This is a genomic window from Streptomyces sp. TSRI0107 (genome assembly GCF_001905845.1).
Taxonomy (GTDB): Bacteria; Actinomycetota; Actinomycetes; order Streptomycetales; family Streptomycetaceae; genus Streptomyces.
On the sequence record NZ_LIVZ01000006.1, the window covers coordinates 269404 to 295376 of the forward strand.

Annotated in this window: 24 protein-coding genes and 3 pseudogenes; 14 read left to right on the forward strand and 13 right to left on the reverse strand. The window is 72.5% G+C overall.

Annotation, left to right across the window (positions count from 1 at the left end):
* Positions 1–5 precede the first annotated feature (5 nt).
* Positions 6–256, reverse strand: a pseudogene (locus tag AMK31_RS41570) (hypothetical protein); the annotation flags it as partial.
* 4 nt (positions 257–260) lie between these two features.
* On the opposite strand from AMK31_RS41570, the pseudogene AMK31_RS39185 reads away from it, so the two are divergent.
* From AMK31_RS39185 to AMK31_RS17750, 3 genes and pseudogenes are all read left to right on the forward strand, one after another.
* Positions 261–487, forward strand: a pseudogene (locus AMK31_RS39185) (hypothetical protein); the annotation flags it as partial.
* A gap of 161 nt (positions 488–648) precedes the next feature.
* Positions 649–2217 carry a sodium:solute symporter family protein gene (locus AMK31_RS17745; RefSeq protein WP_073941511.1) on the forward strand — a complete coding sequence of 523 codons (1569 nt, stop codon included), beginning with the start codon at positions 649–651 and terminating at the stop codon, positions 2215–2217.
* 215 nt (positions 2218–2432) lie between these two features.
* Entirely contained in the window at positions 2433–3548 is a 1116-nt protein-coding gene (locus AMK31_RS17750; RefSeq protein WP_073941512.1) for an ADP-ribosylglycohydrolase family protein, read from the forward strand.
* Positions 3549–3584: 36 nt separating this feature from the next.
* Here the strand turns inward: AMK31_RS17750 and AMK31_RS17755 are convergent, their stop codons facing one another.
* Positions 3585–4004: a hypothetical protein gene (locus AMK31_RS17755; RefSeq protein ID WP_073941513.1), complete on the reverse strand. Its 420-nt coding sequence runs from the start codon at positions 4002–4004 to the stop codon at positions 3585–3587.
* A 62-nt stretch (positions 4005–4066) separates the two neighbouring features.
* On the opposite strand from AMK31_RS17755, the gene AMK31_RS17760 reads away from it, so the two are divergent.
* The 3 genes from AMK31_RS17760 to AMK31_RS17770 are packed head-to-tail and all read left to right on the forward strand — an operon-like array spanning position 4067 to position 6324.
* A complete protein-coding gene (locus AMK31_RS17760; RefSeq protein WP_073941514.1) occupies positions 4067–4465 on the forward strand; it encodes a MerR family transcriptional regulator in 399 nt (132 codons plus the stop codon).
* A 39-nt stretch (positions 4466–4504) separates the two neighbouring features.
* Positions 4505–5476, forward strand: coding sequence for an ABC transporter ATP-binding protein (locus tag AMK31_RS17765; RefSeq protein ID WP_073941515.1), 972 nt, complete (start codon positions 4505–4507; stop codon positions 5474–5476).
* Positions 5473–6324, forward strand: coding sequence for an ABC transporter permease (locus AMK31_RS17770; protein ID WP_073941516.1), 852 nt, complete (start codon positions 5473–5475; stop codon positions 6322–6324). The genes AMK31_RS17765 and AMK31_RS17770 overlap by 4 nt, the downstream gene beginning before the upstream one ends.
* A gap of 37 nt (positions 6325–6361) precedes the next feature.
* Here AMK31_RS17770 and AMK31_RS42125 read toward each other — a convergent pair whose 3' ends face one another.
* Complete coding sequence (locus tag AMK31_RS42125; RefSeq protein WP_073941517.1) at positions 6362–6850, reverse strand: LysM peptidoglycan-binding domain-containing protein; 489 nt, start codon at positions 6848–6850, stop codon at positions 6362–6364.
* A 141-nt stretch (positions 6851–6991) separates the two neighbouring features.
* Here AMK31_RS42125 and AMK31_RS17780 point away from each other — a divergent pair, with 141 nt between their 5' ends.
* Entirely contained in the window at positions 6992–7498 is a 507-nt protein-coding gene (locus AMK31_RS17780; RefSeq protein ID WP_073941518.1) for a DUF2165 domain-containing protein, read from the forward strand.
* Positions 7499–7501: 3 nt separating this feature from the next.
* Here AMK31_RS17780 and AMK31_RS17785 read toward each other — a convergent pair whose 3' ends face one another.
* The 7 genes from AMK31_RS17785 to AMK31_RS41030 all read right to left on the reverse strand — a co-directional run bounded on the left by AMK31_RS17785 (position 7502) and on the right by AMK31_RS41030 (position 14715).
* Positions 7502–8086, reverse strand: a complete 585-nt coding sequence (locus AMK31_RS17785; protein WP_073941519.1) for a hypothetical protein — start codon at positions 8084–8086, stop codon at positions 7502–7504.
* 82 nt (positions 8087–8168) lie between these two features.
* On the reverse strand, positions 8169–10754 hold the full coding sequence (locus AMK31_RS17790) for a bifunctional FO biosynthesis protein CofGH (protein ID WP_073941520.1): 2586 nt from the start codon (positions 10752–10754) through the stop codon (positions 8169–8171).
* Positions 10755–10801: 47 nt separating this feature from the next.
* Positions 10802–11662: a TIGR03619 family F420-dependent LLM class oxidoreductase gene (locus AMK31_RS17795; RefSeq protein WP_073941521.1), complete on the reverse strand. Its 861-nt coding sequence runs from the start codon at positions 11660–11662 to the stop codon at positions 10802–10804.
* Positions 11663–11848: 186 nt separating this feature from the next.
* On the reverse strand, positions 11849–12232 hold the full coding sequence (locus AMK31_RS17800; RefSeq protein ID WP_073941522.1) for a hypothetical protein: 384 nt from the start codon (positions 12230–12232) through the stop codon (positions 11849–11851).
* Between the two features lie 3 nt (positions 12233–12235).
* A complete protein-coding gene (locus AMK31_RS17805) occupies positions 12236–12673 on the reverse strand; it encodes a protease inhibitor I42 family protein (RefSeq protein ID WP_241842664.1) in 438 nt (145 codons plus the stop codon).
* Positions 12674–12680: 7 nt separating this feature from the next.
* Positions 12681–14264, reverse strand: coding sequence for a peptidoglycan-binding protein (locus AMK31_RS17810; RefSeq protein ID WP_073941524.1), 1584 nt, complete (start codon positions 14262–14264; stop codon positions 12681–12683).
* 40 nt (positions 14265–14304) lie between these two features.
* A complete protein-coding gene (locus tag AMK31_RS41030) occupies positions 14305–14715 on the reverse strand; it encodes a hypothetical protein (RefSeq protein ID WP_198948520.1) in 411 nt (136 codons plus the stop codon).
* Between the two features lie 175 nt (positions 14716–14890).
* Between AMK31_RS41030 and AMK31_RS17820 the strand changes: the two genes are divergently transcribed.
* The gene (locus tag AMK31_RS17820) at positions 14891–15292 is read left to right on the forward strand and encodes a nitroreductase family deazaflavin-dependent oxidoreductase (RefSeq protein ID WP_073941526.1); all 402 of its coding nucleotides are present in this window, start codon (positions 14891–14893) and stop codon (positions 15290–15292) included.
* 23 nt (positions 15293–15315) lie between these two features.
* Here AMK31_RS17820 and AMK31_RS39875 read toward each other — a convergent pair.
* Positions 15316–15471, reverse strand: a pseudogene (locus AMK31_RS39875) (aldehyde dehydrogenase family protein); the annotation flags it as partial.
* A gap of 298 nt (positions 15472–15769) precedes the next feature.
* Between AMK31_RS39875 and AMK31_RS17830 the strand changes: the two are divergent.
* From AMK31_RS17830 to AMK31_RS41585, 6 genes are all read left to right on the forward strand, one after another.
* Positions 15770–18715, forward strand: a complete 2946-nt coding sequence (locus tag AMK31_RS17830) for an AfsR/SARP family transcriptional regulator (RefSeq protein WP_073941527.1) — start codon at positions 15770–15772, stop codon at positions 18713–18715.
* Positions 18716–18935: 220 nt separating this feature from the next.
* Positions 18936–19136: a hypothetical protein gene (locus tag AMK31_RS17835; RefSeq protein ID WP_073941528.1), complete on the forward strand. Its 201-nt coding sequence runs from the start codon at positions 18936–18938 to the stop codon at positions 19134–19136.
* Positions 19137–19347: 211 nt separating this feature from the next.
* On the forward strand, positions 19348–20307 hold the full coding sequence (locus AMK31_RS17840; protein ID WP_073941529.1) for a hypothetical protein: 960 nt from the start codon (positions 19348–19350) through the stop codon (positions 20305–20307).
* Positions 20308–21294: 987 nt separating this feature from the next.
* Complete coding sequence (locus tag AMK31_RS17845; protein ID WP_073941530.1) at positions 21295–21747, forward strand: phospholipase; 453 nt, start codon at positions 21295–21297, stop codon at positions 21745–21747.
* 111 nt (positions 21748–21858) lie between these two features.
* A complete protein-coding gene (locus tag AMK31_RS41580) occupies positions 21859–22095 on the forward strand; it encodes a hypothetical protein (RefSeq protein ID WP_241842665.1) in 237 nt (78 codons plus the stop codon).
* A gap of 42 nt (positions 22096–22137) precedes the next feature.
* A complete protein-coding gene (locus AMK31_RS41585; protein WP_241842666.1) occupies positions 22138–22761 on the forward strand; it encodes a hypothetical protein in 624 nt (207 codons plus the stop codon).
* A 34-nt stretch (positions 22762–22795) separates the two neighbouring features.
* On the opposite strand, the gene AMK31_RS17855 is transcribed toward AMK31_RS41585, so the two are convergent.
* Together AMK31_RS17855 and AMK31_RS17860 are read right to left on the reverse strand one after the other, a co-directional pair.
* Positions 22796–23344: a hypothetical protein gene (locus AMK31_RS17855; RefSeq protein WP_073941531.1), complete on the reverse strand. Its 549-nt coding sequence runs from the start codon at positions 23342–23344 to the stop codon at positions 22796–22798.
* 224 nt (positions 23345–23568) lie between these two features.
* The gene (locus tag AMK31_RS17860; protein ID WP_073941532.1) at positions 23569–25971 is read right to left on the reverse strand and encodes an outer membrane protein assembly factor BamB family protein; all 2403 of its coding nucleotides are present in this window, start codon (positions 25969–25971) and stop codon (positions 23569–23571) included.
* Positions 25972–25973 lie beyond the last annotated feature (2 nt).

Genomic DNA, 25973 nt, shown 5'->3' on the forward strand with positions numbered 1-25973 from the left:
GCTCGGCGCAGCTCGCCGACGCAGGTGTCGGTGCCGGGGACGGTCGGGACGAACGGGGCGACCAGCTCCACCCGCCCGACCTCGGTGCCGAGGTCCGCGAAGTGCTCCTCTGCTGGAGTGGCTGCGCGGCCGGTACCTGCCGAAGCGGCTGGGGAACGAGCTCGGCCCGCTGCCGCGGTGACTCGGTGTCGACGACCTGGAGGACGAGACCGGCGTAGGGGTGGTCGAGGGCGTGGATGCCGCGGGGCCCGGCGGCGCGGGTGGTGCACGTCGCGGCCCGGGACAGCCACTTCGGCGCCCTGGAGGACGCGGACTTCACCACCTGGCAGTCGGTCCTGGACGTCAACCCGCTCGGCACCCTGCGGATGACCCGGGCGTGCCTGCCCGACCTGACGTGGCGGACGCGGCGGTCTTCCTGTCCTCGGACCGGTCGAGGGCCATCACGGGGCAGTCGCTGCTGGTGAACGCGGGGGAGCTGATGCGCTGAGGACTCGCCATTCGAGTTCATGTGCGTGAACGAGAGTCACCGCACCGAACAATTTTACTACCCCTTGACCTTCCACTTCCTTGTCGTGCCCGAGTCACCCCACTCACGATGAGCGGGCCGTTCACAAGGCGGACCCTGGGCGGACCCTGGAAGGGTGGCACATGAACAGTCTCGACTGGGCCGTGCTCATCGGCTACTTCGGCGTGATGGTGGCGATCGGCGTCTGGTCACACAAACGCGTGGACAACGTCAGTGACTTCTTCACCGCCGGCGGCAAGATGCCGTGGTGGCTCTCCGGCATCTCGCACCACATGTCGGGCTACAGCGCGGTGATGTTCACGGGCTACGCGGGCATCGCCTACACCTACGGCGTCACCTCGTTCGTGACCTGGTCCTTCCCCATCGCGCTGGGCATCGCCATCGGCTCCAAGCTGTTCGCCCCGCGCATCAACCGGCTCCGCTCCCGGCTCCACGTGGCCTCCCCGCTGGAGTACCTGAAGAACCGGTACGACCTGAAGACCCAGCAGGCGCTCGCCTGGTCCGGCATGCTGCTGAAGATCGTCGACGTGGGCGCCAAGTGGGCGGCGATCGCGACGCTCCTGTCCGTCTTCACCGGCATCTCCCTGAACCAGGGCATCCTCATCACCGGCACCATCACGGCCGTCTACTGCACGATCGGCGGCCTGTGGGCGGACGCGCTGACCGAGCTGGGCCAGTTCGTGATCCAGTTCCTGGCCGGCATCGCGATGTTCATCGCGGTGATCATGGAGCTGAACGACAAGGGCATCGGGTTCCTCGGCGCCTGGGACGAGCCCGAACTCCAGGGCCACGGCGAGCCGCTGGTCGGCCCGTACGGCACCGTCTTCCTCCTGGCCTTCCTCTTCATCAAGCTGTTCGAGTACAACGGCGGCATGCTCAACCAGGCCCAGCGCTACATGGCCACGTCCAGCGCGTACGAGGCCGAGCGCTCCGCACGCCTGTCGGCGATCCTCTGGCTGGTGTGGCCGCTGGTCCTGTTCTTCCCCATGTGGATGTCGCCGCTGCTGGTCGAGTCGCAGAAGACGGACGGCTCGGACTCGTACGGCCTCATGACCGAACAGCTGCTCCCGCACGGCCTGCTGGGCCTCGTCATCGTCGGCTTCTTCTCCCACACGATGGCCATGTGCTCCTCCGACGCCAACGCCATCGCCGCCGTCTTCACCCGGGACTGCGCGCCGGTGCTGTGGCGGCGGGCGCGGGCCTGGAGCGAGGGGCAGGGCCTGCGGGTCGCCCGAGTCACCACCGTCGTCTTCCTCGGCCTGTCCATGGCGGCGGCCACCCAGGTCAACTCCCCCACGTTCGGCGACATCATCACCGTCGTCATCAAGTGGGTCGCCGGTCTGATGGGCCCCATGGCCATCCCGATGATGCTCGGCCTGCTGCGGCCCTTCCGCCGCTCCGGCCCCACCGCGGCCCTCACCAGCTGGGCGGTCGGCCTGTTCGCCTTCTGGCTGGTGAACTACCCCATCCACTGGAACATCGACGGCGGCGTCCCGCTCCAGTACCAGGTGTCGATCCCGCTCGCGGTCTCCCTCGTCCTCTACATCGTCGTCGGCTACCTGAAGCCGGAGGACACCCCGGAGCGCCTGGCCATCATCGAACGCATCAACACCGACGGCGACGACACCGGCGCCGCGGCGGCGATCCCGGCCCAGCAGGACGGCGCGCCGGGTGTGACGGTCAAGGACTGACGAAGCGACCCCGGAACCTTTGGGCCACGGAGAACGCGGAGAGCCGTGCCCCGCCGGGGGTCTCAGGCTCTCGGCAGTGGCCCAAAGGTTCCATCGCGTTTTCGGCATGTTGCCCGGTGCGGCTGAAAGCACCCGGTTCTTCCCCTGAACCGACCGTTCCCGTTCGATTACAGTGCTCGCGTCGTACGTGTGGGCGGTGTCCTGGGGAGGTCTGGGTGGGTGCGACAGCCGGGGCCGTCTGGGGGCGGGCCGAGCAGCAGGACTTCCGGAGCAGGGTGCGCGGCACGTTGCTGGGTGTGGCCGTCGGGGACGCGCTCGGGGCGCCGGTCGACGGGCTGGGGATCGAGGAGATCCGGGAGGCGTACGGCGCGGAGGGCGTCGTGGACCTCGTGCCCGCGTACGGGCGGCGCGGCGCCGTCACGCATCTCACGCAGCTCACCCTGTTCAGCGTGGACGGGCTGATACGCGCCCAGGTGCGGCGCGACACCGGCGCCTGGCATCCGCCGACCGATCTGCACCGGGCGTATCTGCGCTGGGCGGCGACCCAGCGGGACTGGGGGCCGGACGAGCGGCGCAAGGACAACGGGTGGCTCGCGCGGGAGGAGTGGCTGTACGCCCGCCGGGACCCCGCCCGCTCGCTGCTGATCGGGTTCGGCGACGAGGTCATGGGGACGCTGGGCGCGCCGAAGAACCCCGGTGAGGCCGGGCCGGAGGCCGCCGCCCGGTCCGCTCCGTTCGGGCTGCTCGTCGGGTGGGAGCCGCAGCTCGTCGTGCAGCTGGCGATGGAGTGCGCGGCGCAGAGCCACGGGCACCCCGTCGCCTCGCTCGCGGCCGGCGCGTACGCCGTCGTCGTGCACGGGCTGGCCCGGGGCGAGAGCCTGGACGGTGCCGTGCAGCGGGCGCTCGTGATGCTGGCGGCACGGCCGGGGCACGAGCCGGTGTCGACCGGGCTGCAGCTGGCGCTGGGCGCGGTCCGGCAGGGGATTCCGACGCCGGGGAGGGTGGAGGAACTGGCCGGGGACGGAACGGCCGAGGCCGTGCTCTCCGCCGCCCTCTACTGCGCCCTCGTCGGCGAGGACGTACGCCACGGCCTCCGCCTCGCCGTCAACCACGGCGGCCCCTCCGCCACCACCGCCGCCCTCGCCGGCGGCCTCCTCGGCGCCCTGCACGGCGAGACGGCCCTGCCCCCGGCCTGGGTGGCCGAGCTGGAGGGCCGTCCGACCCTGCTGGAACTCGCCGACGACTTCGCCATGGAGATGACCCAGGGCCCGGCGCTGCACAGCCCCGCGGGGGCCGCCCCCGCCTGGCTGGCGCGGTATCCCAGGGGGTGACCTGCCGCCGCCCGGCCGCCGCTGCCCCGCGGGCGCTCAGGTCCGGGCCGCCGGCCGGCCGGCCGTCCTCAGCCAAGGCGCCAGCTGGACCGCCCCGAACGTCACCTCCACCACGAGGAAGACCCACAGCAGGCGGAACGCGCCCTCGCTCAGCGCGTAGGCCTGCCAGGCCGCGAACAGGACGCGCGAGGCGCTGTCGAGGAGGCCGTGCAGCGGCAGAGGCCGGAGGATGCGCAGGATGGCCCAGATGACGATCACCGAGCCCATGAGGTTGGCGTACAGGGTCTGCGTGGAGTCCAGTGGCGGGAGCGCGCCGAGGCCGAGGCCGGTGCTCGTCGCGTTCAGGAGGTCGTGGAGCACGGCGTAGGTCCAGGGCGTGGCGAAGCCGGCGGTGACGATCAGGTCGTACCAGGCGCTGGCGCGAACAAGGCGCAGATAAGCGGGAGTTGCTGTCATGACGTCGCACGCTAAACACTGGACTACGCTCCAAGGTCAAGTCCGGCGGGGAGGACACGGCTGTGCGGATCGGGGAGTTGGCCGAGCGGGCCGGGGTGAGCAGGGACGCCATCCGGTTCTACGAGAAGGTCGGGCTCGTGCGGGCGCGACGGCTGGGCAACGGGTACCGGGACTTCTCCGAGGAGACCGTGGCCTGGTTGCAGTACGTCCGCACGGCGCAGGCGCTCGGCTTCTCGCTGGCCGAGATCGCCCGGCACGGCGAGGAACTGCGCGAGGCCCCGGACACGGCCGCCGCCTTGTCCGCGCTGTTCGCGGAGAAGATCGGGATCATCGACGCGCGGATGGCCGAACTGGCCGCACTGCGGGCGGAACTGGCCGAGCGGGTGGGTACCGGGTGCCCGCTGCGGCGCGGGGAGGGCGGTGCGGCGGCGGGCCAGGGACGTACCGGAACCGTTCGGTAGTGTGTTCGTTTGCGAACAGTACGGGGAACGGGGACCACGATGACGACTGCTCACGCCTCGCCCGGCGGAGGGAGCAGCCCACCGGTGGACGACGGCACGGTCATCGACGTGCGGGATCTGCGGATGCGCTACCGCACCCAGGACGTCTTGAAGGGCGTCGGGTTCACGGCCCGGCGCGGTGAGGTCGTGGTGCTGCTCGGGCCGAACGGGGCGGGCAAGACGACCACGATCGAGGTGCTGGAAGGCTTCCGGATGCGCTCCGCCGGAGACGTGACCGTGCTCGGCACCGATCCGGCTCGCGGGGACGAGCGGTGGCGGGCGCGGCTGGGGATCGTGCTGCAGTCCTGGCGCGACCACGGCAAGTGGCGGGTGCGGGAACTGCTGGCCCACCTCGGTTCGTACTACGCGCCGTACTCCACCGCGCAGGTGCGGCGGCCGTGGGACGTCGACGAGCTCATCGCCGCCGTGGGACTGACCGAGCAGGCCGGCAAGCGGGTCGGAACCCTGTCCGGCGGGCAGCGCAGGCGTTTCGACGTGGCTGTCGGCATCGTCGGCAGGCCCGAGCTGCTGTTCCTGGACGAGCCCACCGCCGGCCTGGACCCCGAGGCCCGCAGCGAGTTCCACGGCCTGGTGCGCGGGCTCGCTGACGAGAACACCACCGTGCTGCTGACCACGCACGACCTCGCCGAGGCGGAGAAGCTCGCCGACCGGATCCTCATCCTGGCCGGCGGCCGCATCGTGGCGGACGGGCCGGCCGAGGAGCTGTCCCGGAAGGCGTCGGCCGAGGCGACCGTGCGCTGGTCGCGGGACGGGCGGCCCTTCGAGCAGGCGACGGCCGAGCCCACCCGGTTCGTCCGGCGGCTGTTCGAGGAGCACGGCGACGCGATCGGCGGGCTGGAGGTACGCCGGGCGAGCCTGGAGGAGACGTATCTGACGATGGTGCGGGAGCTGGAGGCGGGGAGCGTCCCCGGCGAGCGGGCGGCGGACGCCTTCGGGGAGGGATCGCGATGAGTCCGGTGTGGCATGCGGCGCGTGCCGGTCTGCGGCGCGGCGGGACGGAACTCCGGCAGACCTTCACCACCGGCCAGGACCTGTTCGGTTACGCGCTCTGGACGGTGCTGCTCATCGTGCCCATGCTGCTGGCCGGGGACGAGCCGCTGAAGGGCGCGGGCATCTCGGCCGGCGCGTTCATGCTGCCGAGCATGCTGGGCATGACGCTCGCGTTCACCGGCATGATGACCACGGCGCAACTCCTCGCCACCGAGCGGGAGGACGGCACCCTGCTGCGGGCGAAGGCCGTGCCGCACGGCATGGTCGGCCACCTGGTCGGCAAGATCGTCATGGTGTCGGGTACGGCTCTCGTCTCCATGGCGCTGCCCCTCGCCGTCGGTGTCTTCCTGGTCGACGGGGTCGCCGGGCAGGGCGGCGGTGCGTGGCTGACGCTGGTGTGGGTGGTGCCGCTGGGGCTCCTGGCGACCCTGCCGGTCGGCGCCGTCATCGGCTCGCTCGTCGACAGTCCCCGGACCGTCGGGTTGCTGATGCTCCCGGTGATGGGGCTCGTGGTGATCTCCGGGATCTACTTCCCGCTGTCGGAGCTGCCCGAGTGGCTCCGGACCGTCGGGCAGCTCTTCCCCGTGTACTGGGTCGGTCTCGGTCTCCGGTCCGCGCTGCTGCCGGGCGACGCGGTCGCCGCCGAGATCGGTGAGTCCTGGCGGCACCTGGAGACCGCCGGGGTGCTGGGCGCCTGGGCCGTCGCCGGGCTGCTGCTGGCGCCGCCCGTCCTGCGCCGGATGGCCCGGCGCGAGTCCGGGGCCGCGATGGCGCGGCGGCGCTGGAAGGCGATGCAGCGGGTCGGCTAGGGAGCGCCCGGTGCCGAGACCGGCCGACGCTTGGGTGTCATGTGCCGGGACGACCGGGGAGGGACACGGCCGGCCCGGGGTGTGGCGTCGGTGACGCCGAGGGGGCGACCGCCATGGACAGGCGGGGCTTGCGCGCGGTCGGGTGGGCCCGGATCTCCGGGGGCACGGGCGCGGACCCGGACCCGGGCAGGGTGAGTGTGGTGCCGGGAAAGATCCAGTGGCCCCGGTCGCTGGAGGCGTGTCCGTGCCGGCGGGCCTGGTCCTCGATGGTCCGCCGGTTGAGGGTGTAGACGCTGTCCCACCGGAGCGGGTCGCCCTGGGTCCGCCGGGCTATGTCCCACAGGGTGTCCCCGGAGGCGACGGTGTGGCCGGCGGGCTTCGGGCTCGCGGGCGGGTGGCCGCCCCCGGAGGCGGTGGCCGCGCCGGGTGTGCCGTGGGCCGGGGCCGCGCAGAACGCCGTGAGGCTGGTGAGGCACATGGCGGCTGCGGCGACTGTGCGGGCCGCCGGCCCGCTGCGTATGGGCATGTTGTCCCTCCTCGTCACACGTCATGCTGCGAAGGCCGCACGTGCGGCGCACTCCGGAACGGCCAATGGGGTCATGCGGGGGCCCGGTCTTCTGGCTCGATTCGCCTCGGTGGTGCGGGCGGGTGCAGAAGGATGTGTGTCATGACCACTACCTCTCGCACCCTCTCCCTCGCGGCGACGCTCCTCACGGGCACCGTCGCGCTGTACATGGCGCTGGTCGCCTTCGGGAACATCACCGACTTCGGCACCAACCAGCAGTTCGTACAGCACGTCCTCGCCATGGACACGACGTTCAAGGACGACGACCTGATGTGGCGCGCCATCACCAGTGAGGGGCTGCAGAACGCCGCCTACGTCGCGATCATCGCGTGGGAGACGGCCGCCGCGCTGGTGCTGATCGCCGGGACCTGGTTCTGGGCCCGGCGCGATCAGTCGCGGGGGCGGCGGATCTCCACGTACGGGCTGCTCATGGTCATGCTGCTGTTCGGCGTCGGGTTCATCGGGATCGGCGGCGAGTGGTTCGCCATGTGGCAGTCCGGTGACTGGAACGGGCTCGACGCCGCCACCCGGATCTTCCTGCTCTCCGGTGTGGTGCTGATCGTGAACCACCTGCCGGGCGCCCGGGAGGAGCGTACGCCCGCCGTATAGGCCCTACTTCACCACTCGGACCGGCGTCCCCGTCGTCGCGAACGCCCACAGTGCCGTGCCGTCGGCCTTGTTCGTGCGGATGCCGCCGGTCCGGGTGCCGGCGGCGGCCGGGGGCGGGGACGCGCCGTCGACCGCGTGGGAGAAGGCGATGTTCACGCCCGACTTGGCGGCGAAGTAGATGATGTGCTCGATGCGGACGCCGTCCGAGCCCGACGTGACGGGCTCGGAGCGGGTGCCGACCGGATAGGTGCCCGGGTCCGGGTCCACCGAGCCCGGCCACACCGCGAAGGTGCGGCGCGGGCTGTCGCTGGCGTCGATCAGCCAGACCCGGTCCTGGGAGAGCGAGTAGACGATCCGGCGACCGGTGCCGGAGCCTTCGGGCACGACGTTCGAGGGCGTCGCCTTGGGCTTGGGGTCGGCGGAAGCGGACGCGGACGCGGTCGGCGAAGGGGTCGGGTCCGTCGCCGTGGCGACCGGCCGGGTGCCTTGGCCGGCCTGGACGGCGAGGACGGCGACCGCCGCGATCGCCCCGGTGGTCAGGCCGGTCACCCAGGCCCACGAGGGAAGCCGTCGGGCTGGCACGGGCACGCATCTCCTCAGAGTCCGGCCCCGGTGCCGGGTGACACCGAGGGTCGGATCATCGTACTCGGCGGGGCCGGACGGCCCGTCCTCAGTCCAGTACCGGCAGCAGCTCCGGCAGGTGCCCGTCGGAGGCCTCCGCCGCGCGCCGGCGCTCCTCCGGCACCTCGCCGTACACGGTCGTCCGCGGCTTCGCCGGGCGGCCCGCCGCCTCCGCGACCGCGATCAGGTCCTGCACCGACTTGTACGAGCCGTACGAGGAGCCCGCCATGCGGGAGATCGTCTCCTCCATCAGCGTGCCGCCCAGGTCGTTCGCCCCGGAGCGCAGCATCTCGGCCGCGCCCTCCGTGCCCAGCTTCACCCAGCTGGTCTGGATGTTGGGAATCCAGGGGTGCAGGAGCAGCCGGGCCATCGCCGTGACCGCCCGGTTGTCCCGCATGGTCGGGCCGGGCCGCGCGATCCCCGCCAGGTACACCGGCGCGTTGGTGTGGATGAACGGCAGCGTCACGAACTCGGTGAAACCGCCGGTCTGCTGCTGGATGCGGGCCAGGGTGCGCAGGTGGCCCAGCCAGTGCCGGGGCTGGTCGACGTGGCCGTACATCATCGTCGACGACGAGCGGATGCCCAGCTCGTGCGCCGTCGTCACCACCTCGATCCAGGTCGCCGCCGGCAGCTTGCCCTTGGTCAGGACCCAGCGGACCTCGTCGTCCAGGATCTCCGCGGCCGTGCCGGGGATGGTGTCGAGCCCGGCCTCCTTCGCCGCCGTCAGCCACTCGCGGATCGACATGCCGGTGCGGGTGGCGCCGTTGACCACCTCCATCGGGGAGAAGGCGTGGACGTGCATGCCGGGGACGCGTTCCTTGACCGCCTTCGCGATGTCGAAGTACGCCGTGCCGGGCAGGTCCGGGTGGATGCCGCCCTGCATGCAGACCTCGACCGCGCCGACGTCCCACGCCTGCTGGGCGCGGTCGGCGACCTGGTCGAGGGAGAGGGTGTAGGCGTCGGCGTCGGTCCTGCGCTGGGCGAACGCGCAGAAACGGCAGCCGGTGTAGCAGACGTTGGTGAAGTTGATGTTCCGGGTGACGATGTACGTCACGTCGTCGCCGACCGCCGATCTGCGGACGTCGTCCGCGATCCGGGTGAGCGCGTCCAGCGCCGGGCCGTCCGCGTGCAGCAGCGCCAGCGCCCCGGCGTCGGTCAGCCGCGTGGGGTCGTCGGCGGCCGTGCGCAGGGCCTCGCGGACGTCGGCGTCGATGCGTTCCGGCGCCATGCCGGGGGCGGCGGCCTCGCGCAGGGCGCCCCAGTCGCCGTACACCTCGTCGAAGTCGTCGCGGCGGTCGGAGGTGCGGCCCTCGGTGTCGATGGCCGTGTGCAGGTCGGTGCGGCCCGTGGCCGTGAAGACCTCCTCCGGCTCCTGCCACGGCCGGCCCTCGACGACCGCGTCGGACAGGGCGAGGCCGGTCTCCGGGTCGGCCAGGGCCGCGACGTGCGGGCGCAGCCGCGGGTCCAGCCAGGGCTCGCCGCGCCGCACGAACTCCGGGTAGACGCAGAGGCGTTCGCGCAGCTCGAAACCGGCCGCCGCCGAGCGGGCCGCCAGCTCCTCGATCTGCGGCCAGGGGCGCTCCGGGTTGACGTGGTCGATGGTCAGCGGGGAGACGCCGCCCCAGTCGTCGATGCCCGCGCCGATCAGCCGCTCGTACTCGGAGTCCACGAGGTTCGGCGGGGCCTGGAGGCAGGCCGACGGGCCCATGATGTGGCGGGCGACGGCCACGGTGGCGACGAGTTCGTCGAGTTCCGCGTCCGGCATGCCGCGCATCGCGGTGTCCGGCTTGGCGCGGAAGTTCTGGATGATCAGTTCCTGGATGCCGTGGTAGGCGCGGGAGACCTTGCGGAGCGCGAACAGGGACTCCGCGCGCTCCTCGTAGGTCTCGCCGATGCCGATGAGGATGCCCGAGGTGAAGGGGACCGACGAACGGCCGGCGTCCTCCAGCACCCGCAGACGGACGGCGGGTTCCTTGTCCGGGGAGCCGTAGTGTGGGCCGCCCGGCTCGGACCACAGGCGGGTCGCGGTCGTCTCCAGCATCATGCCCATCGACGGCGCGACCGGCTTCAGCCGCTGGAAGTCGGTCCAGGTCATGACGCCCGGGTTGAGGTGGGGCAGCAGGCCCGTCTCCTCCAGGATGCGGATGGAGATCGCGCGCACGTAGGCGATGGTGTCGTCGTAGCCGTGCGCGTCGAGCCATTCGCGGGCCTCGGGCCAGCGGTCCTCCGGCTTGTCGCCGAGGGTGATGAGGGCTTCCTTGCAGCCGAGGGCGGCACCCTTGCGGGCGATGTCCAGGACCTCGTCGGGGGACATGAACATTCCGTGCCCGGCGCGCCGCAGTTTGCCGGGGACGGTGACGAAGGTGCAGTAGTGGCATTTGTCCCGGCACAGCCGGGTGAGGGGAATGAAGACGCTCTTGGAGTAAGTGATGACGCCGGGACGGCCCGCCGCCTCGAGGCCCGCGTCGCGCACGCGGGCGGCCGAGGCGGCCAGGTCCTCCAGGTGTTCGCCGCGGGCCTGGAGCAGGACCGCGGCCTCGGTGACGTCGAGGGCGACGCCGTCCCGGGCGCGTTTGAGGGCGCGACGCATGGAGTTCTCGGTCGGGCCGGTTCCGGAGGTCGCGGAATTCGTCATCCTTCGAGCATACGATCGCGATGATCAGGGCTCGGCCAAGCCGCAGGTCACGCCGTCGCCGTTGACAGATACGGCTGGAAAGCGTCCAGCGCCCGCAGCACGTCCGCCTCGCCCGCCGGGGGCAGTTGCGCCACGACCTCCTCGATGCCGAGGCCGGCGTAGTGGGCGAGCTTGCCCGGACTGGGGTGGACGGCGTACGGGACGACCTGGAGGGCGGCCGGATCGCGGCCCGCGTCGGCCCAGACGGTGCGCAGCGACGGCAGGGTTTCGGACAGTCCGCGTCCGCCGATGGGCAGCCAGCCGTCGGCGTACTCGGCGATGTGGGCGAAGAGCTTCGGCCCGGCGGCACCGCCGACGAGGGTGCGCGGGCCGGTCACCGGGCCGCGCGGCTTCCGCACCGGCTTGGGATGGGCGAGGCTGGCGCGCACGGCGCCGAACTCCCCCGCGTACGCCGTGGGTTCCTCCGCCCACAGCGCCCGCATCAGGGCCATGCGGTCGCGGACCAGCTCGCGGCGGGTGCGCCACTGGACGCCGTGGTCGGCGGCCTCCTCCACGTTCCAGCCGAAGCCGACGCCGAGGGTGAGGCGGCCGCCGGAGAGGTGGTCGACGGTGGCGATCCGCTTGGCCAGGGCGATCGGGTCGTGCTGGGCGACGAGGGTGATGCCGGTGCCGAGGCCCAGCGTCCCGGTGACGGCCGCCGCCTGGCCGAGGGCGACGAACGGGTCGAGGGTGCGGCCGTATTCGCGGGGCAGCTCGCCGCCCGCCGGGTACGGGGTGGTCCGCTCGACGGGGATGTGCGTGTGCTCCGGCAGGTAGAGCCCGGCGAAGCCGCGCTGTTCCAGCTCCCGGGCGAGGCGGGTCGGGGTGATCGTCTCGTCGGTGAGGAAGATGGTGACGGCGATGCGCATGGCGGGCCTCTCGACGCGTACGGCTCTGGCGCGGCTCTTTCCGGCGTGGACGGGCGTGGACGGGCGCGGACGACGCACCCATCTCTACCGGGAGAACCCCCACCTGTCGATACCGACTGGTCGGTCACAGCCGTCGGGTGACGGAAACGGGCCCGCCCCCGCCTCGGCCCGCCGCGGACCCCCGCCTCAGCGGCGGACCGACAGCTTCAGCTCGACGAGCGACGCGACCGCGCGCAGCCAGCGGGCCGTCGCGTCGTCCGCGCGCACGCCGCCCGCGAGGGACGCCGCGGACTCCAGCCAGTCGCGGACGAGGGCCGCCGCCTCGGGGCGGGGCAGCGGCTCGGGCAGGGTCAGCGCGTGGGCGACACCGCCCGCCCGTACCGTCTCGGCGAGGAACGCCACCGAGCGCGGCTCGGTGCCCAGCCGGTCCAGGAGGACCGCCGCGCCCACCGCACCGTCCCCGAACAGGGAGGTGCGCAGCGGTCCCGGGGCGGCGGTGAGGCCGTAGCGGATCAGGGCGGCGATGTCGAGGCCGGCCAGTTCGTCGTCGGTGCGCCGGGTGGTGTCCATGCGTCAGCCCACCGTCACCTTGTACGTGACCCGCTCCGGCTCGGTCGGCGCGGCGCCGCCCGTCGGGGTGGGGGCCGGGCTGCCGTCGCCGGTGTCGCAGGTGCTGGTGAACGTGCAGTGCATCAGCACGATCTCGGTGCTGCCCTCGCCGGCCGCCTCGAAGGTGAAGGTGAGGCTGCTGCTCGCGCCCGCGACCACCTCGCCGTCGGAGTTTGAAGCCGACTCGCGCTCCTGGCCCCGGGCGACGACCACGTCACCGTCCGGCTTGGGGTCGGCCAGGTACCAGTGGGAGCGGGTGGAGGCGTTCTCGCCGTCGACGGTGAGGGTGAACCGCTCGCCGACGGAGGCGGTGATGGTGTGGTCGTCCGTGGGGTGGCTGGTGGGCTCGTCGTCGCCCGACCCGCAGGCGGACAGGAGCAGCAGCGCCGCCGCCGCGCCCACCGCCGCCCTACTCCGGCACATAGACCTGGTACGCGTCGTTGAGTTCATTGTTGGATGCCTTGCCCATGTTGCCGTTGACGAAGTCGTCCTCGCTGACCCAGGTGGTGGTGCCCCAGGGGTTGTAGATCTGGAGCTTGTCACCCTCCTGGCCGATGATCATCATCGCGTGGGCGCCGTCGTCGCCCTTGACGTCGACCGGGACCGGCTTGCCCTCGGCGACCGCCTTCTGCACGTCGTCGAGGACGGCCCTGCGCTGGTCGGCGCTGTCGACGTCGTGGCGCCGGTAGTCGTCGCCGGTGGCGCTGCCGAGGGTGGAGTCGGCGATGCGCTCCTGGCCCTCCTGGCCCATGCCGGTCCAGTCGTCGCCGCCGTCGCCCTCCTCGTGCAGCCGGTGCTGTTCGGCGACCAGGCGCTCCCGGAACGCCTTCGGGTCGTCCTCCTGGCCGCTGGGGCCGCCGGTGAGGTCGAGGGCGTAGATCGGGTCGAGCATGGCGCGGGCGTTGACGGTGGAGGACGCCACACAGGTGCCCTCGGAGCCGTCGCCGCCCTGGACCCACAGCTGGTTGTGGAACTGGACGTAATCCTTGTTGTTGGCGGAGCCGTCGTCGGCGAGGCCTTCGTCCGCCATGCTGTCCTCGGCGGTGACCACCGGAGTGAGGTGCCGGCGCAGCCACTCGGGGTCCTTGCCGTTGATCTTGCCCTGGAAGGCCTCGATCTCCTTGACGCTGTGACCCGCGGCCAACGCCTTCATCAGATAGGCGCGTTCCTCGGGGCTGCCCGCCTGGGACAGCATCCGCTCCATGGCGGCCTCGTCGGCCTTGTTCAGCTGGTCCATGCGGCGGCCGGCGCGTTCCAGGTCGCTGGAGCTGAGGATCTCGTTCAGTTCGGTGGGGGCGTTCGCGGCGCCGGTGTCGGCGAGCATCAGCCGGTCGACCGCGGTCAGTTCGCCGGTGTCCATCTTCCCGGCGCGTGCCTCGGTCGCCCACTTGTTCAGGTCGCGGGCCGCGACGCGGACGGCCTCCTCGGCGGCGACGGCGGCCTTGTGCATCAGGGTGATGCCGTCGGAGGCGAAGAACCGGGCCGTCAGCCGGTCGAACTCCTCCTCGTCGTCCTCGTGCCAGTCGTCGAAGAAGCCGTCCCGGCTGCCGAGGGTGCTCTTGGCCTGCGCCATCTTGCCGCGCCCCTCGGCGTCCTGGCGCTGCGCGTCGGCGAGCGCGTCGGCCAGCCGGAGCAGCGCGCCCGCGCCGCCCTGGAACGCCTCGGCCATCTGCAGGACGGCCCGTCCGGCGGCGGCGACGCCGTCGGAGGCGAGGACGCTCGTGTCCCCGACCCACACGTCGGGCAGGCCTTTTCCGGCCACCTTCTGCACCCGGTCGTGGATGCCGCCCACGTCGTCGAGCCGGTCGCGGTAACGCTTGCTCAGTGATTCGAGGGTGCCCGGGTCGCCCTCCGGTTCGGACACCGACAGCGCACTGTCGATCATGTCCAGCAGTTCGTTCTTGCTCCCGGCCTTGGGAATGTCCTCGCACAGTCCGGCCAGCCACGCGCGCCGGCCGGCCGGGGAGTCCGCGGGCCGCAGAAATCCCGTCATCGCCTGTCTCCGCCCTGAAGTCCCTGTTCTCGTCCGGCGCTCAGTAGCTCGTCAGGGCCGAGGGGCGCTCGGCGTAGGTGGGCATGGTGGTCAGCTGCTCGTTCCCGGTGAAGGCCGGCATGGAGGTCAGCTCGCCGTCGGCGACCTTGACGCCGGCGGCGTCCATCCGCACGAGGCCGTCGCTGCCGCCGTACGCGCCCTTCGCGAGCCGTACCTTGTCGGCGAGTTCGTGCAGGGCCGACTCCAGCGTGCGGGCCTCCGCCTCCCAGGCGGTGATGAACCCGTTGACGGCGGCCGCGGCGTCGGTGCCGCCCAGAGCGTCCGAGGTGTAGCAGACGCCGGGCGCGATCGCCTCGCGGACCTTGCCCATGTCGGTGCCGGAGCCGTCCAGTTCCTTCGCCTGTCCGGTCATGCCGGAGTTCTTGACCTGGTATCCGTCCGAAAAGGCCATCGACTTCCCCCGTAAGCCTGTCGTCGATCTTGACCGCGGGGAGGCTAGCATGCCGCGACCGGCCCTCCATGTCCGGAGCACACACCCCGCACACGGCTCGCACACGGCTGCGGCGGCACGGGCTGTCGGGGACCATGGGGGCGACCGTGTCCCGCGTGAAGGAGTCCCACCGACGATGTCTCCGCCGCCCAGCGACCTCCGATTCCGTGCGACGACCGCCTTCCAGCGGCACCTCGTCAACCCGCTCATGCGCCGGCTGCCGTTCCACACGCTCCTGGAGACCACCGGCCGCGTCTCGGGCCTGCCCCGGCGCACGCCGCTCGGCGGCCGCCGCGTGGGCGACTCCTTCTGGATCGTCTCGGAGTTCGGGGAGCGTTCGCAGTACGTCCGCAACATCCAGGCCGACCCGCGGGTCCGGGTCCGCGTCGGCGGCCGCTGGCACACCGGCACCGCCCATCTGCTCCCCGACGACGACGCGGTCGCCCGGCTGCGCACCCTGCCCCGCTTCAACAGCGCGGCGGTACGCACGATCGGCACGAACCTGCTGACGATCCGGGTGGACCTGACGGACGGCTGAGGCCCGGGGACCGTCAGCCTCCAGCCCGGCCACACGATGGCCTGCACCTCGCTGTACGCATGCAGGGCGTACGAGCCGACGTCCCGGCCGACGCCGCTCTGCTCGAAGCCGCCGAAGGGGGCCTCCATGTTGCGGCCGACGGTGTCGACGCCGACACCGCCGGCCCACCGACGCAGCGCGCAGTGCCCCACCATGAAGCCCGCGTTGACGGCGGTCCGCCCCTCCAGCGCCGATCTGACGAGCCGTCAGCCAGTGATGAGGGCGAGTTACGACGGTGGCTCGGCGGCGCTACGGCGGTTGCTCAGCGGCGCTACGGCAGTGGCTCGGCGGCGATATGACGTCGGCGTGGCGCGAAGACGCGGTGAAGACGACGTGAACCGCTTCACGATCGGCGTGATCGGCGTCTCGCGCGGCTGACGCATCCGCCATGAACAAGGCAAACTGACAGGGTTGCTCAGGATGTCTAGGGGGACGGCGATGGACGGGGTACCGCGAGTGCCGGCGCAGCGGCGTCCGGACTCGGTGGAACCGGCGGCGCTGCGCTTCAGCGTGCTCGGGCCGGTACGCGCCTGGCGCGGCGACGAACCGCTGAACACCGGCTCACCCCAGCAACGCGCCCTGCTGGCCGCCCTGTTGCTGCGCGAGGGCCGTACGGCGACGGCCGCCGAGCTGATTGACGCCCTGTGGGGCGAGGAACCGCCCTCGCAGGCCCTCGCGGCGGTCCGCACCTACGCCTCCCGGCTGCGCAAGGCCCTCGACGCGGGCGTACTGGTCAGCGAATCCGGCGGTTACGCGATCCGCGGGCTCGGCGAGGGCGCGCTCGACCTCGCCACCGCCCAGGAACTCGCGGCGGAGGCGGAGAAGGCGAAGGCGGGCGGCGACCTGGGCCGCGCCCGGGACGTGCTGAACCGCGCGCTCGCCCTCTGGGACGGCGAGACCCTGGCCGGCGTGCCCGGCCCCTACGCCGAGGCACAGCGCGTCCGCCTGGAGGAATGGCGCCTCCAGGTCCTCGAGTCCCGCCTGGACATGGACCTCGAACAGGGCTCCCACGCGGAAGCGGTCTCCGAACTGACCGCCCTCACCGCCGCCCACCCCCTGCGCGAGCGCCTGCGGGAACTGCTGATGCTGGCGCTGTACCGCAGCGGACGCCAGGCGGAAGCCCTCGCCGTCTACGCCGACACCCGCCGCCTGCTCGCCGACGAACTCGGCGTCGACCCCCGCCCCGGCCTCAGCGACCTCCAGCAGCGCATCCTCCGCGCGGACCCCGGCCTCGCGGAACCCTCCGCTCCCGCCCCCGAACCGGCCGTCGTCCCCGTCCGCCCCGCCCAGCTCCCGGCGACCGTGCCCGACTTCACCGGGCGCGCGTCCTTCGTGTCCGAGCTGAGCGAGGTTTTGGCCTCGGCGGAAGGCCGCGTGATGGCGGTCTCCGCCCTCGCGGGCATCGGCGGCGTCGGCAAGACGACCCTCGCGGTGCACGTCGCCCACCAGGCGCGCGCGGCCTTCCCCGACGGGCAGCTGTACGTGGACCTGCAAGGCGCGGGACAGCGGGCCGCGGAACCCGAGACGGTCCTCGGCTCCTTCCTCCGCGCCCTCGGCACCGCGGACTCGGCGATCCCCGACTCGCTGGAGGAACGGTCCGCGCTGTACCGCTCCGTCCTGGACGGCCGCCGCGTCCTCGTACTGCTCGACAACGCCCGCGACGCGGCCCAGGTACGGCCCCTGCTGCCCGGCACCTCCGGCTGCGCCGCGCTCGTGACGTCCCGCGTGCGCATGGTCGACCTCGCCGGGGCGCACCTGGTCGACCTCGACGTGATGTCCCCCGACGAGGCGCTGGCCCTGTTCACGAAGATCGTCGGCGAGGAACGCGTCGCCTCGGAACGGGAAGCCGCCCTCGACGTCGTCGCCGCCTGCGGCTTCCTCCCCCTCGCCATCCGCATCGCCGCGTCCCGCCTCGCCGCCCGCCGCACCTGGACCGTCACGGTCCTCGCCGCGAAACTGGCCGACGAACGCCGCCGCCTCGACGAACTCCAGGCCGGCGACCTCGCCGTGAAGGCCACCTTCGAACTCGGCTACGGCCAACTCGAACCCGCCCAGGCCCGCGCCTTCCGCCTCCTCGGCCTGGCCGACGGCCCCGACATCTCCCTCCCGGCGGCAGCGGCGGTCCTGGACCTCCCCGCGGAGGACACCGAGGACCTCCTCGAATCCCTCGTCGACACCTCCCTCCTCGAATCCGCCGCCCCCGGCCGCTACCGCTTCCACGACCTCGTCCGCCTCTACGCGCGTGCATGCGCCGAACGCGACGAACACCCACCGAGCGAACGCGACGCGGCGATGTCCCGCCTGCTGGACTTCTACCTGGCCACGGCAGCCGGGGTGTACGCCATCGAACGCCCGGGGGACCGGCTGGTGGACCACCTGGAGCCCACCGACTATCCGGGGCTGAGCTTCGCGAACCGGCACGAGGCACAGGACTGGCTGTACGCGGAGGCGGTGTCCCTGCTCGCGTGCGTACGCCAGTCCACGCGTCCGGGATTCCTGCGGCGCGCCGTCGACACGCTGTGGGCGTCGGTCGACCTCGCGGAGTCCGGCTCCAACTCCAAGGCGTACGAGGGCGTCGCCTCGGCACTCCGCGACGCCGCGAAGGACAGCCGCGACCCGCACGCGGAGGCACGGGCCCTGATCATGGTGGCCTACGTCCACCACATCACCGGACGCTTCGACATCGCCAACCAGGCCGCGGAGGAGGCCGCGCAGCTCAGCGCCGGCAACGACCCCCTCGCCGGCTGCTGGGCGGCCAACACCAGGGGCGTGATCGCGCTCTACCAGAACCGGTACGAGGACGGAGAAGCCCACCTCACCAGCGCGATCGAAGGCTTCCGCGCCTGCCAGGACCGCCCCGGGGAGGCCAGCGCCCTGTGCAACCTCTCCCGCATCCACCTGGCCACCGGACGCACCCACAGCGCGGTGTCCCTGGCCCAGCAGGGCACGGACATGTACGACGCGATGGGACACGCCCTGAAGGGCGCCAACGGCCGCTACGCGCTCGGCCTCGCCCTCACCCAGAGCGACCGGCTGCCGGAGGCCACGGCCAGGCTCACCGAAGCCCTGGCCGTGTTCCGGGACAGCCGCCAGCGGCTGTGGGAGGGGATGTCCCTGTTCCGGCTCGCCGAGGCCGACCTCGCCGACCGGCGTCCCGCGCAGGCGGCGGCGAACGCCGAGATGGCCCTCACCGTCCTCCGCGGCATCGGCGGCGAATGGCGCCGGGGCAACGTCCTCGTCGTCCTCGGCCACGCCCTGAACGCCGTCGGGCAGCGGGACCGGTCCCAGGTCTGCTGGCGTGAGGCACTGGACACCTTCGAGACCCTGGGCGCGCCCGAGGCAGACGAGGTCAGGGGCCTGCTGGCACCGGCGGCCCTCGCCTGATCCGCAGCGGGCTGCACTCCGCCGAAACGGGCGTTCATCGTTCGTTTATCGCGTTCCGACACTCTCGATCGTGTCGAGCCGTCGCCTGGGGGGGCAGACGCCACGACCGAAGGCCGGACCTCTATGGTGAACCGGCCCGACGGGGCCGCCCGGCAGCCCGCGGGGGAGTTGCCGGGCGGTCCCGTCCACCTAGCGCCAACACTGCAGGGGAGCCAGCCACATGAGCGAGAACAGCACCGAGAACATCCACGCGACCGGCGAGCCGACCGGTGACACCACCAACGGGAACATCCACGCCACCGGCGAGCCCGTCACCGTCAAGAACATCCACGCCACCAGCGAGCCGCTCAAGCCGACCCGCGCGGACAGCACCGGCGACACCACCAACGGAAACATCCACGCCACGGACGAGCCGGCCTGACCGACTTTCCACCACACGGGGATGCGCCGCGGCGGCTCGGAGGGGGAGCCGCCGCGGCCGTGGTGTGTTCGGAGGACGGGGCGTTGGACGTCGGGCATCGGGCATCAGGCGCCGGGGGTCAGGGGTCGGGCGTCGGGCGTCGGGCCCCGGCCCAAACCGTCCACTTCCACAGGGCACATGCAAGCGGCGCGGGGTCTGCCACCTTGGGCGAGTGGAACGGAGCGCACTGCGGAAACTGGCCGAGGACGGGCTACTGCTCACCTCACGCGCCCTCACCGCCGGATGGCCCAGGCGCAGCCTGACCCGGGCCCTGCGCGCCGAGGGCTGGGCCCCGCTCCGCCACGGCGTCTGGCTCGAACCCGGACGAAACCCCGACCACTACACCAGACTCCGGGCCACCCAACTCACCGAGCCACGGCTCGTCGTCAGCCACCTCTCCGCGGCCGCCCTCTGGCACATCGAGACCCTGACCCGCGCCGACCGGCACCCCCTGGAGTTCATCGACCCCGGCCTCACCATCCGCCGCACCAACCCCGGCATCCGCGTCCACCGCATGCCCCTCGCCGCTGCCGAGGTCCTCAACCGCCAGGGCCTGCACGTCACATCCCCGGCCCGCACCCTCGCCGACCTGCTCAGAGCCGGCCCCCGCGACCAAGCCGTCGTCGCCGTCGACTCCGCACTCGGCTACCGCCGCACCGGCCGGGCCCGCCGCGCCCCGCTCACCGACCTCCCCACGATCACCGGCGCCCTCGACCGCCCCCTCCAAGGCGCGTCCCGAGCCCGCGACTGGCTGCGCCTGTGCGACGCGCGAGCCGGATCACCGGCCGAGACGATCGCACGCCTCCGCATGTACGACGCGGGGCTGCATCCCGTGAGCCAGGCGGAACTCCTCACTCCGAGCGGCTGCCGAGTGATCCTGGACTTCCTCTTCCGCCGCGAGGGCCTAGCCGTAGAGATCGAGGGGTACGCCTACCACGGCACCCGGGACTCCCACCGCCGGGACGTCATCCGCTTCAACCAGATCGTCCAGTGCCCGGAGGTCAGAAGGCTGCTGCGCTTCACCGCGGAGGACGTCTTCCACCGCCCCGACGACATGCTCCACGAAATCCGCACCGCACTCACCGCCGACGCCGCCCCCAAGCGCGGAGCTGCACAAACACCCAGCCTGTGAAGTGGCCGTGAGGGCCGCCCGCTTCTTGGTCAGTGTCGTGCTTCCGCGCCCCGAGTAAAGGGCGCTGCACTCCGCTGCGCTGCGTTCCGCGTCGGCTCCGCCGATGGGCCTGCGGCCCACCCTTGACTCGGGCCGCTCCAGCCCGGGGAAGAAGCGAGCGGGCGGCCCGGAAAGACGGGGGCCCAGGGAGATGCCCGTCGTGTTGGCTGGGATGCGGGCCGGGGTCGGGGGCGCGTCAGCGCCGCAGGGGCACACCGGGTCGGCTTAGCGGCTGTCCGCCGGTGGGGGCGGCAGGGCCCGGCAGAGCAGGCAGGGAGGCAATCGGTACCTTTGGGCCACCCCGCCAGGGCCACCCCCTGCTGATACCGAAGGCCCCGCTCCTCACCGGTGTCCCAAAGCTTCCAACACCACCAGCGAACCGCCACCGACCGCGCAGAAAACAAGGGGCCGACCAGCCCCCGCCCACCAGCCCCACCCACCAGCCCTGCCACCAGCCGATAGCCGCTAAGCCGCTCCCGGCGTGCCCCCGCGGCGCTGACGCGCCCCACGCCCGCCGGTCAACCGGCCGGCCCACCGTGCCGGAGACCGGCAGAGGGCCACCGTCTTTCCGGGCCGCCCGCTCGCTTCTCACCCGTGCTGGAGCGAGCCGAGTCAAGGGTGGGCCAAAGGCCCATCGCCGAAGGCGACGCGCAACGCAGCGCAGCGGAGTGAAGCGCCCTTTACTCGGCTCGCGGAAGCACGACACTGACCAAGAAGCGGGCGGCCCCAACAGCCACCTCATAAAGAGGAGTAGGCCAGCCCCGCCCTCACCTCCCCTCACACCCCGCTCCCCCAGTTCACCCCCTGATCACCACCTGATCGCCCCCAACTCCTAACGTTTAACCGGCAATTACCGCGCCAGAGGTGTGCAGATCGCGCTGTCGCGCCGATGCTTTTGGCATGAACCTGTTGCCCGATGGGCGGGTGACAGCCTCATGGAGGTGTGGGATGCACCGCAGATTCGGCTCCGCACTGGCAACCTCAACTCTGGCCCTGGTCACCGTCGTCGGCGCTGCGAGTGCCGCCGGTGCCGCTCCCGCCGACAAGCAGCAGGTCCTGGCGAGCTGGACGCAGACCAGCGCGTCGAGTTACAGCGCGTGGGCGGCCGCGCGGGCCAACCAGGGTGCCTGGTCGGCGTACGGGTTCGACTGGTCCACCGACTACTGCTCCTCCTCGCCGGACAACCCCTTCGGCTTCCCCTTCTCCATGTCCTGCGCCCGCCACGACTTCGGGTACCGGAACTACAAGGCGGCCGGCACCTTCTCGGCGAACAAGGCGCGCCTCGACAGCGCCTTCTACGAGGACCTCAAGCGCGTCTGCAACAACTACGGCGGCTCCACCAAGACCGCCTGCAACAGCACCGCCTGGACCTACTACCAAGCCGTGCGCGCCTTCGGCTGACCTGCACGCCGGCCTACAGCCCAGGTCCGCCCACGGGACGTCGGCCCGCCGTGCCGGCGTCCCGCAGTTCCCCCTTCACGGACCCACGCGATCAGGTCGTCCCCGGTCCGGGTGCAGGAGCAGACCGACGAGGTGGAGCTGGCGAAGGCGGTCGGCTTCGGTGACCTCACCTTCTTCGGCAAGGTCGGTTTCGGCGGCGGCGGTTCCTGTGCCACCGTCGGTCATCTCGCCGCCGCCATCGCCGCCGGCGCGGCCACCGTCGGGGTCGCCTGGCGGTCCCGGAAGCGGGGGTCGGGGCCCCGGCCGTGGACCGACACGAGCGTGCAGCTGCCGACGCCCGCCCAGTGACGCGGCCCTTCGGGCTGCTGCCGGCCCGTCGACGAGATCGCCGTGCTCGCCCGCCGCTACATGCACGAGTACGGGGCGACGCGCGACCACCTCTACAACGTCGCCCTCGCCTGCCGCAACCGCGCCAACCAGAACCCGGCCGCCGTGATGTACGACCGTCCGCTGACCCGCGAGATGTACATGTCGGCCCGCTGGGTCAGCGAGCCGCTCTGCCTCTTCGACAACTGTCTGGAGACGGACGGGGCCCTGGCCTGTGTCGTCGTGGGTGCCGAGCGCGCCCGTGACTGCCGGCAGCGGCCCGTCTACGTCCACCACGGCATGGTCAACTACTGGAACGACGAGATGCCGTACGGCGAGGTCGCGCGGATGGCGCTCATGGGCGCGGCGGAGCGGATGAGCGCCCGGCGGGCCTACGACATCGGGCTGGTCTCCGAACTCACGGAGCCGCCCGGCGCGTTGGATGCCGCCGTCGCCCGTGCCGTCGTGCTCGCCGGGTATCCGACCGAGGCCGTCCAGGGGACCGTGCGGGCCCTCTGGACGACCCGGGAGGCGTCGGTAGAGCGGGGGTTCGCGCAGGCTCCGCAGATGATCGCGCTGGGGAACCTGCCGCCCGGCCGCCAGGCGGAGCTGTTCCGGGGCCGCCCGCGGGACCACCGCGTCCGGTGAGCCGGAAGCGAAGACCCGGAAGCCGGAAAGCGGGCTACACCGTCGTGCGCGTCACGTCCTCCAGCTCGCAGCTGCTGCCGCTGCCGTCGCCGTCCGCGGGGACGTAGACGGCGGTGACGTCGAGGGTTTCGGTGTTGCCGGCGGAGACGTACGGGATGGTGGACTCGCTGGTGCGCACCAGGGTGCCGTTGGGGTCCTTGAAGGTGACGCTGAACTCGTAGGTGTACGTCTGGCTCGCGCTGGGGTTGGTGGCGCTGACCCGGGCGACGATGCCGCGGGTCTCGTCGTATGCGCAGCTCTCGAGCTTGACCTCCTTGGAGGCGTCGACCGAGCCCGAGCGTCCGCTGTCGCCGGTCTCGTCGCTGCCCGGCGTGGAGCCGGTGGAGCCGGTGGTGGAGCCGTAGCCGGAGTCGTAGTCGTCATCGTCGTCGTAGTGGCTGCCGCCGGTGGTGCCGCCCGACGTGCTGGAGGAGCTGGACGAGCCGGAGTTGTCGCAGCCGCCGCCGCTGGAGTGGCGGGCGCCGGTCAGGGCGACGACCACGCCGACGAAGACGGCGACGGCGCGGACATGGCGAAGCTTCATGCGGTGTGATCCCCCGTGCTGATCAAAGATGATTTCGCTGGCATGCGGCTTTCTGGCATGCGCGCGTCAGACTAGCGCAGCTCGCCTGGCGGCTCTCGCTCACCGGGCGTAGCGTCGGGTGTGAGCGCGGTGAAGGAGTCTCCACACGCTCACCGAGAGCGACGGCCGCCGTCTGGATCCCCTTCCGTGCGCCCGGTACGACGGCCGTCCCCGGTTCCTGGTTCTCAGGCGGTGCGGGCCGTGCCCGTGCCCTTCTCCGCGTCCAGCGCGTAGACGCAGCGGTCCTTGCTGCAGGCGTAGACGATGCCGTCCTTGACCACCGGGGAGCCGGTGATCTCGCCACCGGTCGCAAGCTTCCAGCGCAGCCGGCCGTCGTCGGCCTTCAGCGTGTACAGCAGGTGGTCGGTGGAGCCGAAGTGGATCCGGCCCTCGGCGACGGCGGGCGCGCCGACGATCTCGCCGCCCGCCTGGAACCGCCACTTGGGCGTGCCGGTGACCGCGTCCAGCGTGTACAGGCCGGTGCCGCTGCCGACGTGGACGTGGCCGGCGGCGACCAGGACCGGTTCGACGGAGGCGCGGGACTCGGTGGCGATGCGCCAGCGGTCGCGGCCGTCGGTGGCGTCGAGGGCGTACACCGTGCCGAGATAGTCGGCGAGGTAGACACCGCCGCCGGTGACCGCGGGGCCGGGCGCGAAGGCGGGCGGGGAGAGGAAGACGGCCGGCGCCTCGAAGTGCCAGCGGACGCGGCCGGTCGCGACGTCGACGGCGAGGACGCGGGTGCCCGCGGAGACGTAGACGTAGCCGTCGGGCGCGGGGGCGACCCGTACGGGTACGCCGCCGCAGGAGGCCGCGTCGCCGATCGGGTACGACCAGCGCTCGTCGCCGGTGCGGGCGTCGAGGGCGCGCAGCCGGGCGTCCTGCCACACGTACACCGTGCCGTCGTGCAGGGCCGGGCCCGCCTCGGGGGACTCGAAGTCGGTCTGGCAGCCGGTGATCTCCCACAGCTTGCGGCCGTTCACGGCCTCCCAGGCCTGGACGCCGCCGCCGCGGGTGCCGGTGACGACGGTGCCCCGGTCCGCCTTGAGGGAGTACACCCAGGCGTCCGTGGACAGCCGCCACAGGTCGGTGCCCTCGCGGGCGTCCAGGGCGAACAGGGTGGGGCCGTCGGAGGCGTGGATACGGCCGTCGGCGACCGCCATGGACCAGGCGACGTCCCGGGTCTTGAAGCGGCGGCGGCCGGTGGCCACGTCCAGGGCGTGCACTTCGAAGGAGGTGACGTAGACGAGGTCGCCGCCGACGGCCGGGGTGCCCCAGACGTCGTTCGACATGCGGAAACGCCAGGGGCGCCAGCCCGTGGCCGATGGCTCCGGCGGGGCGGTGGGCGCCGGCGGCGCGGTCACGGCGGGGTCGGCGCCGTTGACGCCGGGGCGCGGCTTGGACCAGGAGGCGGCGAGGCCGGCCTCCGGCGGGGGCGCCTTGACGGCGGCGGCCCGGGCGTCGGCGACGCGCGGGCCGGGCCCGATGGGCACGGCGGCGCCGGCCAGCCGGACGGGCCCGCTGTCGTGGGAGCCGACCGACACGGGCGACGGGACGGCGGGGGCGGGGACGGCCGGCGCGGGCACGACGGGGTCGTGGGACGGCGGGGGCGGTACGGCGGCCATGCCGCCGTGTCCGGCGCCGTGGCCGGCGGGCCCGGCGGAGTACCCGCCGGTGGCGGGCTTGGCGGCGGGCCGGCCGCCGCGGCGGGTCTCGATGAGGGTGACGGCCTTCTCCGGCAGCCAGGCGGAGGCGGTGCCGCTGTCGTCGGAGCCGGAGCCGAACAGGTGCGGGGCGAGCTGGGCCTGGAGGTCGGCGGGGGTGGGGCGGGCCGTCGGGTCCATCTGCATACAGGACTCGATCAGCGGGCGCAGCTCGTCCGGGAGGCCTTCGAGGTCGGGGCCTTCGCGGAGCAGCATGAAGACGGTCTCGACGGGGTTGGCACCGTGGAAGGGCGGGTGGCCGGTGGCGGCGAAGACGAGGGTGGAGCCGAGGGAGAAGACGTCGGAGGCGCCCGTCACGCTGCGGGAGTCCTTGGCCTGCTCGGGGGACATGTAGGCGGGCGTGCCGACGGCGACGTTCGTCATCGTCAAACGCGTGTTCGAAACGCCGGAGGCGATACCGAAGTCGATCACCCGCGGGCCGTCCTCGACGACCAGCACGTTCGACGGCTTGAGGTCACGGTGGACCAGCCCGGCGCCGTGGATCGACTGAAGCGCCTCCGCGACGCCCGCCGCCAGCCAGCGCACCGCCTGGGCGGGCAGCGGACCGCAGTCGTTCACTATCTCTTCGAGGGAGGGCGCGGGCACGTACGCGGTGGCCAGCCACGGCACCGCCGCGCGCGGGTCGGCGTCGACCACGGCCGCCGTGTAGAAGCCGGAGACCGCGCGGGCCGCCTCCACCTCGCGGGTGAAGCGGACGCGGAACAGCTGGTCCTCGGCCAGCTCGGTGCGGACCGTCTTGATCGCCACGCGCCGCCCGGAAGCCGAGCGCGCGAGATAGACCAGCCCCATGCCGCCGGCCCCCAGCCGTCCCAGCACCTCGAACGGCCCGATCCGCCGCGGATCGTGCTGCGTCAGCTGATCCACCACTT

Coding starts and splice junctions, on each gene's coding strand:
- AMK31_RS17745 (WP_073941511.1), top strand. CDS start 649: ATGAACAGTCTCGACTGGGCCGTGCTCATCGGCTACTTCGGCGTGATG.
- AMK31_RS17755 (WP_073941513.1), bottom strand. CDS start 4,004: ATGACAGCAACTCCCGCTTATCTGCGCCTTGTTCGCGCCAGCGCCTGG.
- AMK31_RS17765 (WP_073941515.1), top strand. CDS start 4,505: ATGACGACTGCTCACGCCTCGCCCGGCGGAGGGAGCAGCCCACCGGTG.
- AMK31_RS17770 (WP_073941516.1), top strand. CDS start 5,473: ATGAGTCCGGTGTGGCATGCGGCGCGTGCCGGTCTGCGGCGCGGCGGG.
- AMK31_RS42125 (WP_073941517.1), bottom strand. CDS start 6,850: ATGCCCATACGCAGCGGGCCGGCGGCCCGCACAGTCGCCGCAGCCGCC.
- AMK31_RS17780 (WP_073941518.1), top strand. CDS start 6,992: ATGACCACTACCTCTCGCACCCTCTCCCTCGCGGCGACGCTCCTCACG.
- AMK31_RS17790 (WP_073941520.1), bottom strand. CDS start 10,754: ATGACGAATTCCGCGACCTCCGGAACCGGCCCGACCGAGAACTCCATG.
- AMK31_RS17795 (WP_073941521.1), bottom strand. CDS start 11,662: ATGCGCATCGCCGTCACCATCTTCCTCACCGACGAGACGATCACCCCG.
- AMK31_RS17800 (WP_073941522.1), bottom strand. CDS start 12,232: ATGGACACCACCCGGCGCACCGACGACGAACTGGCCGGCCTCGACATC.
- AMK31_RS17810 (WP_073941524.1), bottom strand. CDS start 14,264: ATGACGGGATTTCTGCGGCCCGCGGACTCCCCGGCCGGCCGGCGCGCG.
- AMK31_RS41030 (WP_198948520.1), bottom strand. CDS start 14,715: ATGGCCTTTTCGGACGGATACCAGGTCAAGAACTCCGGCATGACCGGA.
- AMK31_RS17820 (WP_073941526.1), top strand. CDS start 14,891: ATGTCTCCGCCGCCCAGCGACCTCCGATTCCGTGCGACGACCGCCTTC.
- AMK31_RS17830 (WP_073941527.1), top strand. CDS start 15,770: ATGGACGGGGTACCGCGAGTGCCGGCGCAGCGGCGTCCGGACTCGGTG.
- AMK31_RS17835 (WP_073941528.1), top strand. CDS start 18,936: ATGAGCGAGAACAGCACCGAGAACATCCACGCGACCGGCGAGCCGACC.
- AMK31_RS17845 (WP_073941530.1), top strand. CDS start 21,295: ATGCACCGCAGATTCGGCTCCGCACTGGCAACCTCAACTCTGGCCCTG.
- AMK31_RS17855 (WP_073941531.1), bottom strand. CDS start 23,344: ATGAAGCTTCGCCATGTCCGCGCCGTCGCCGTCTTCGTCGGCGTGGTC.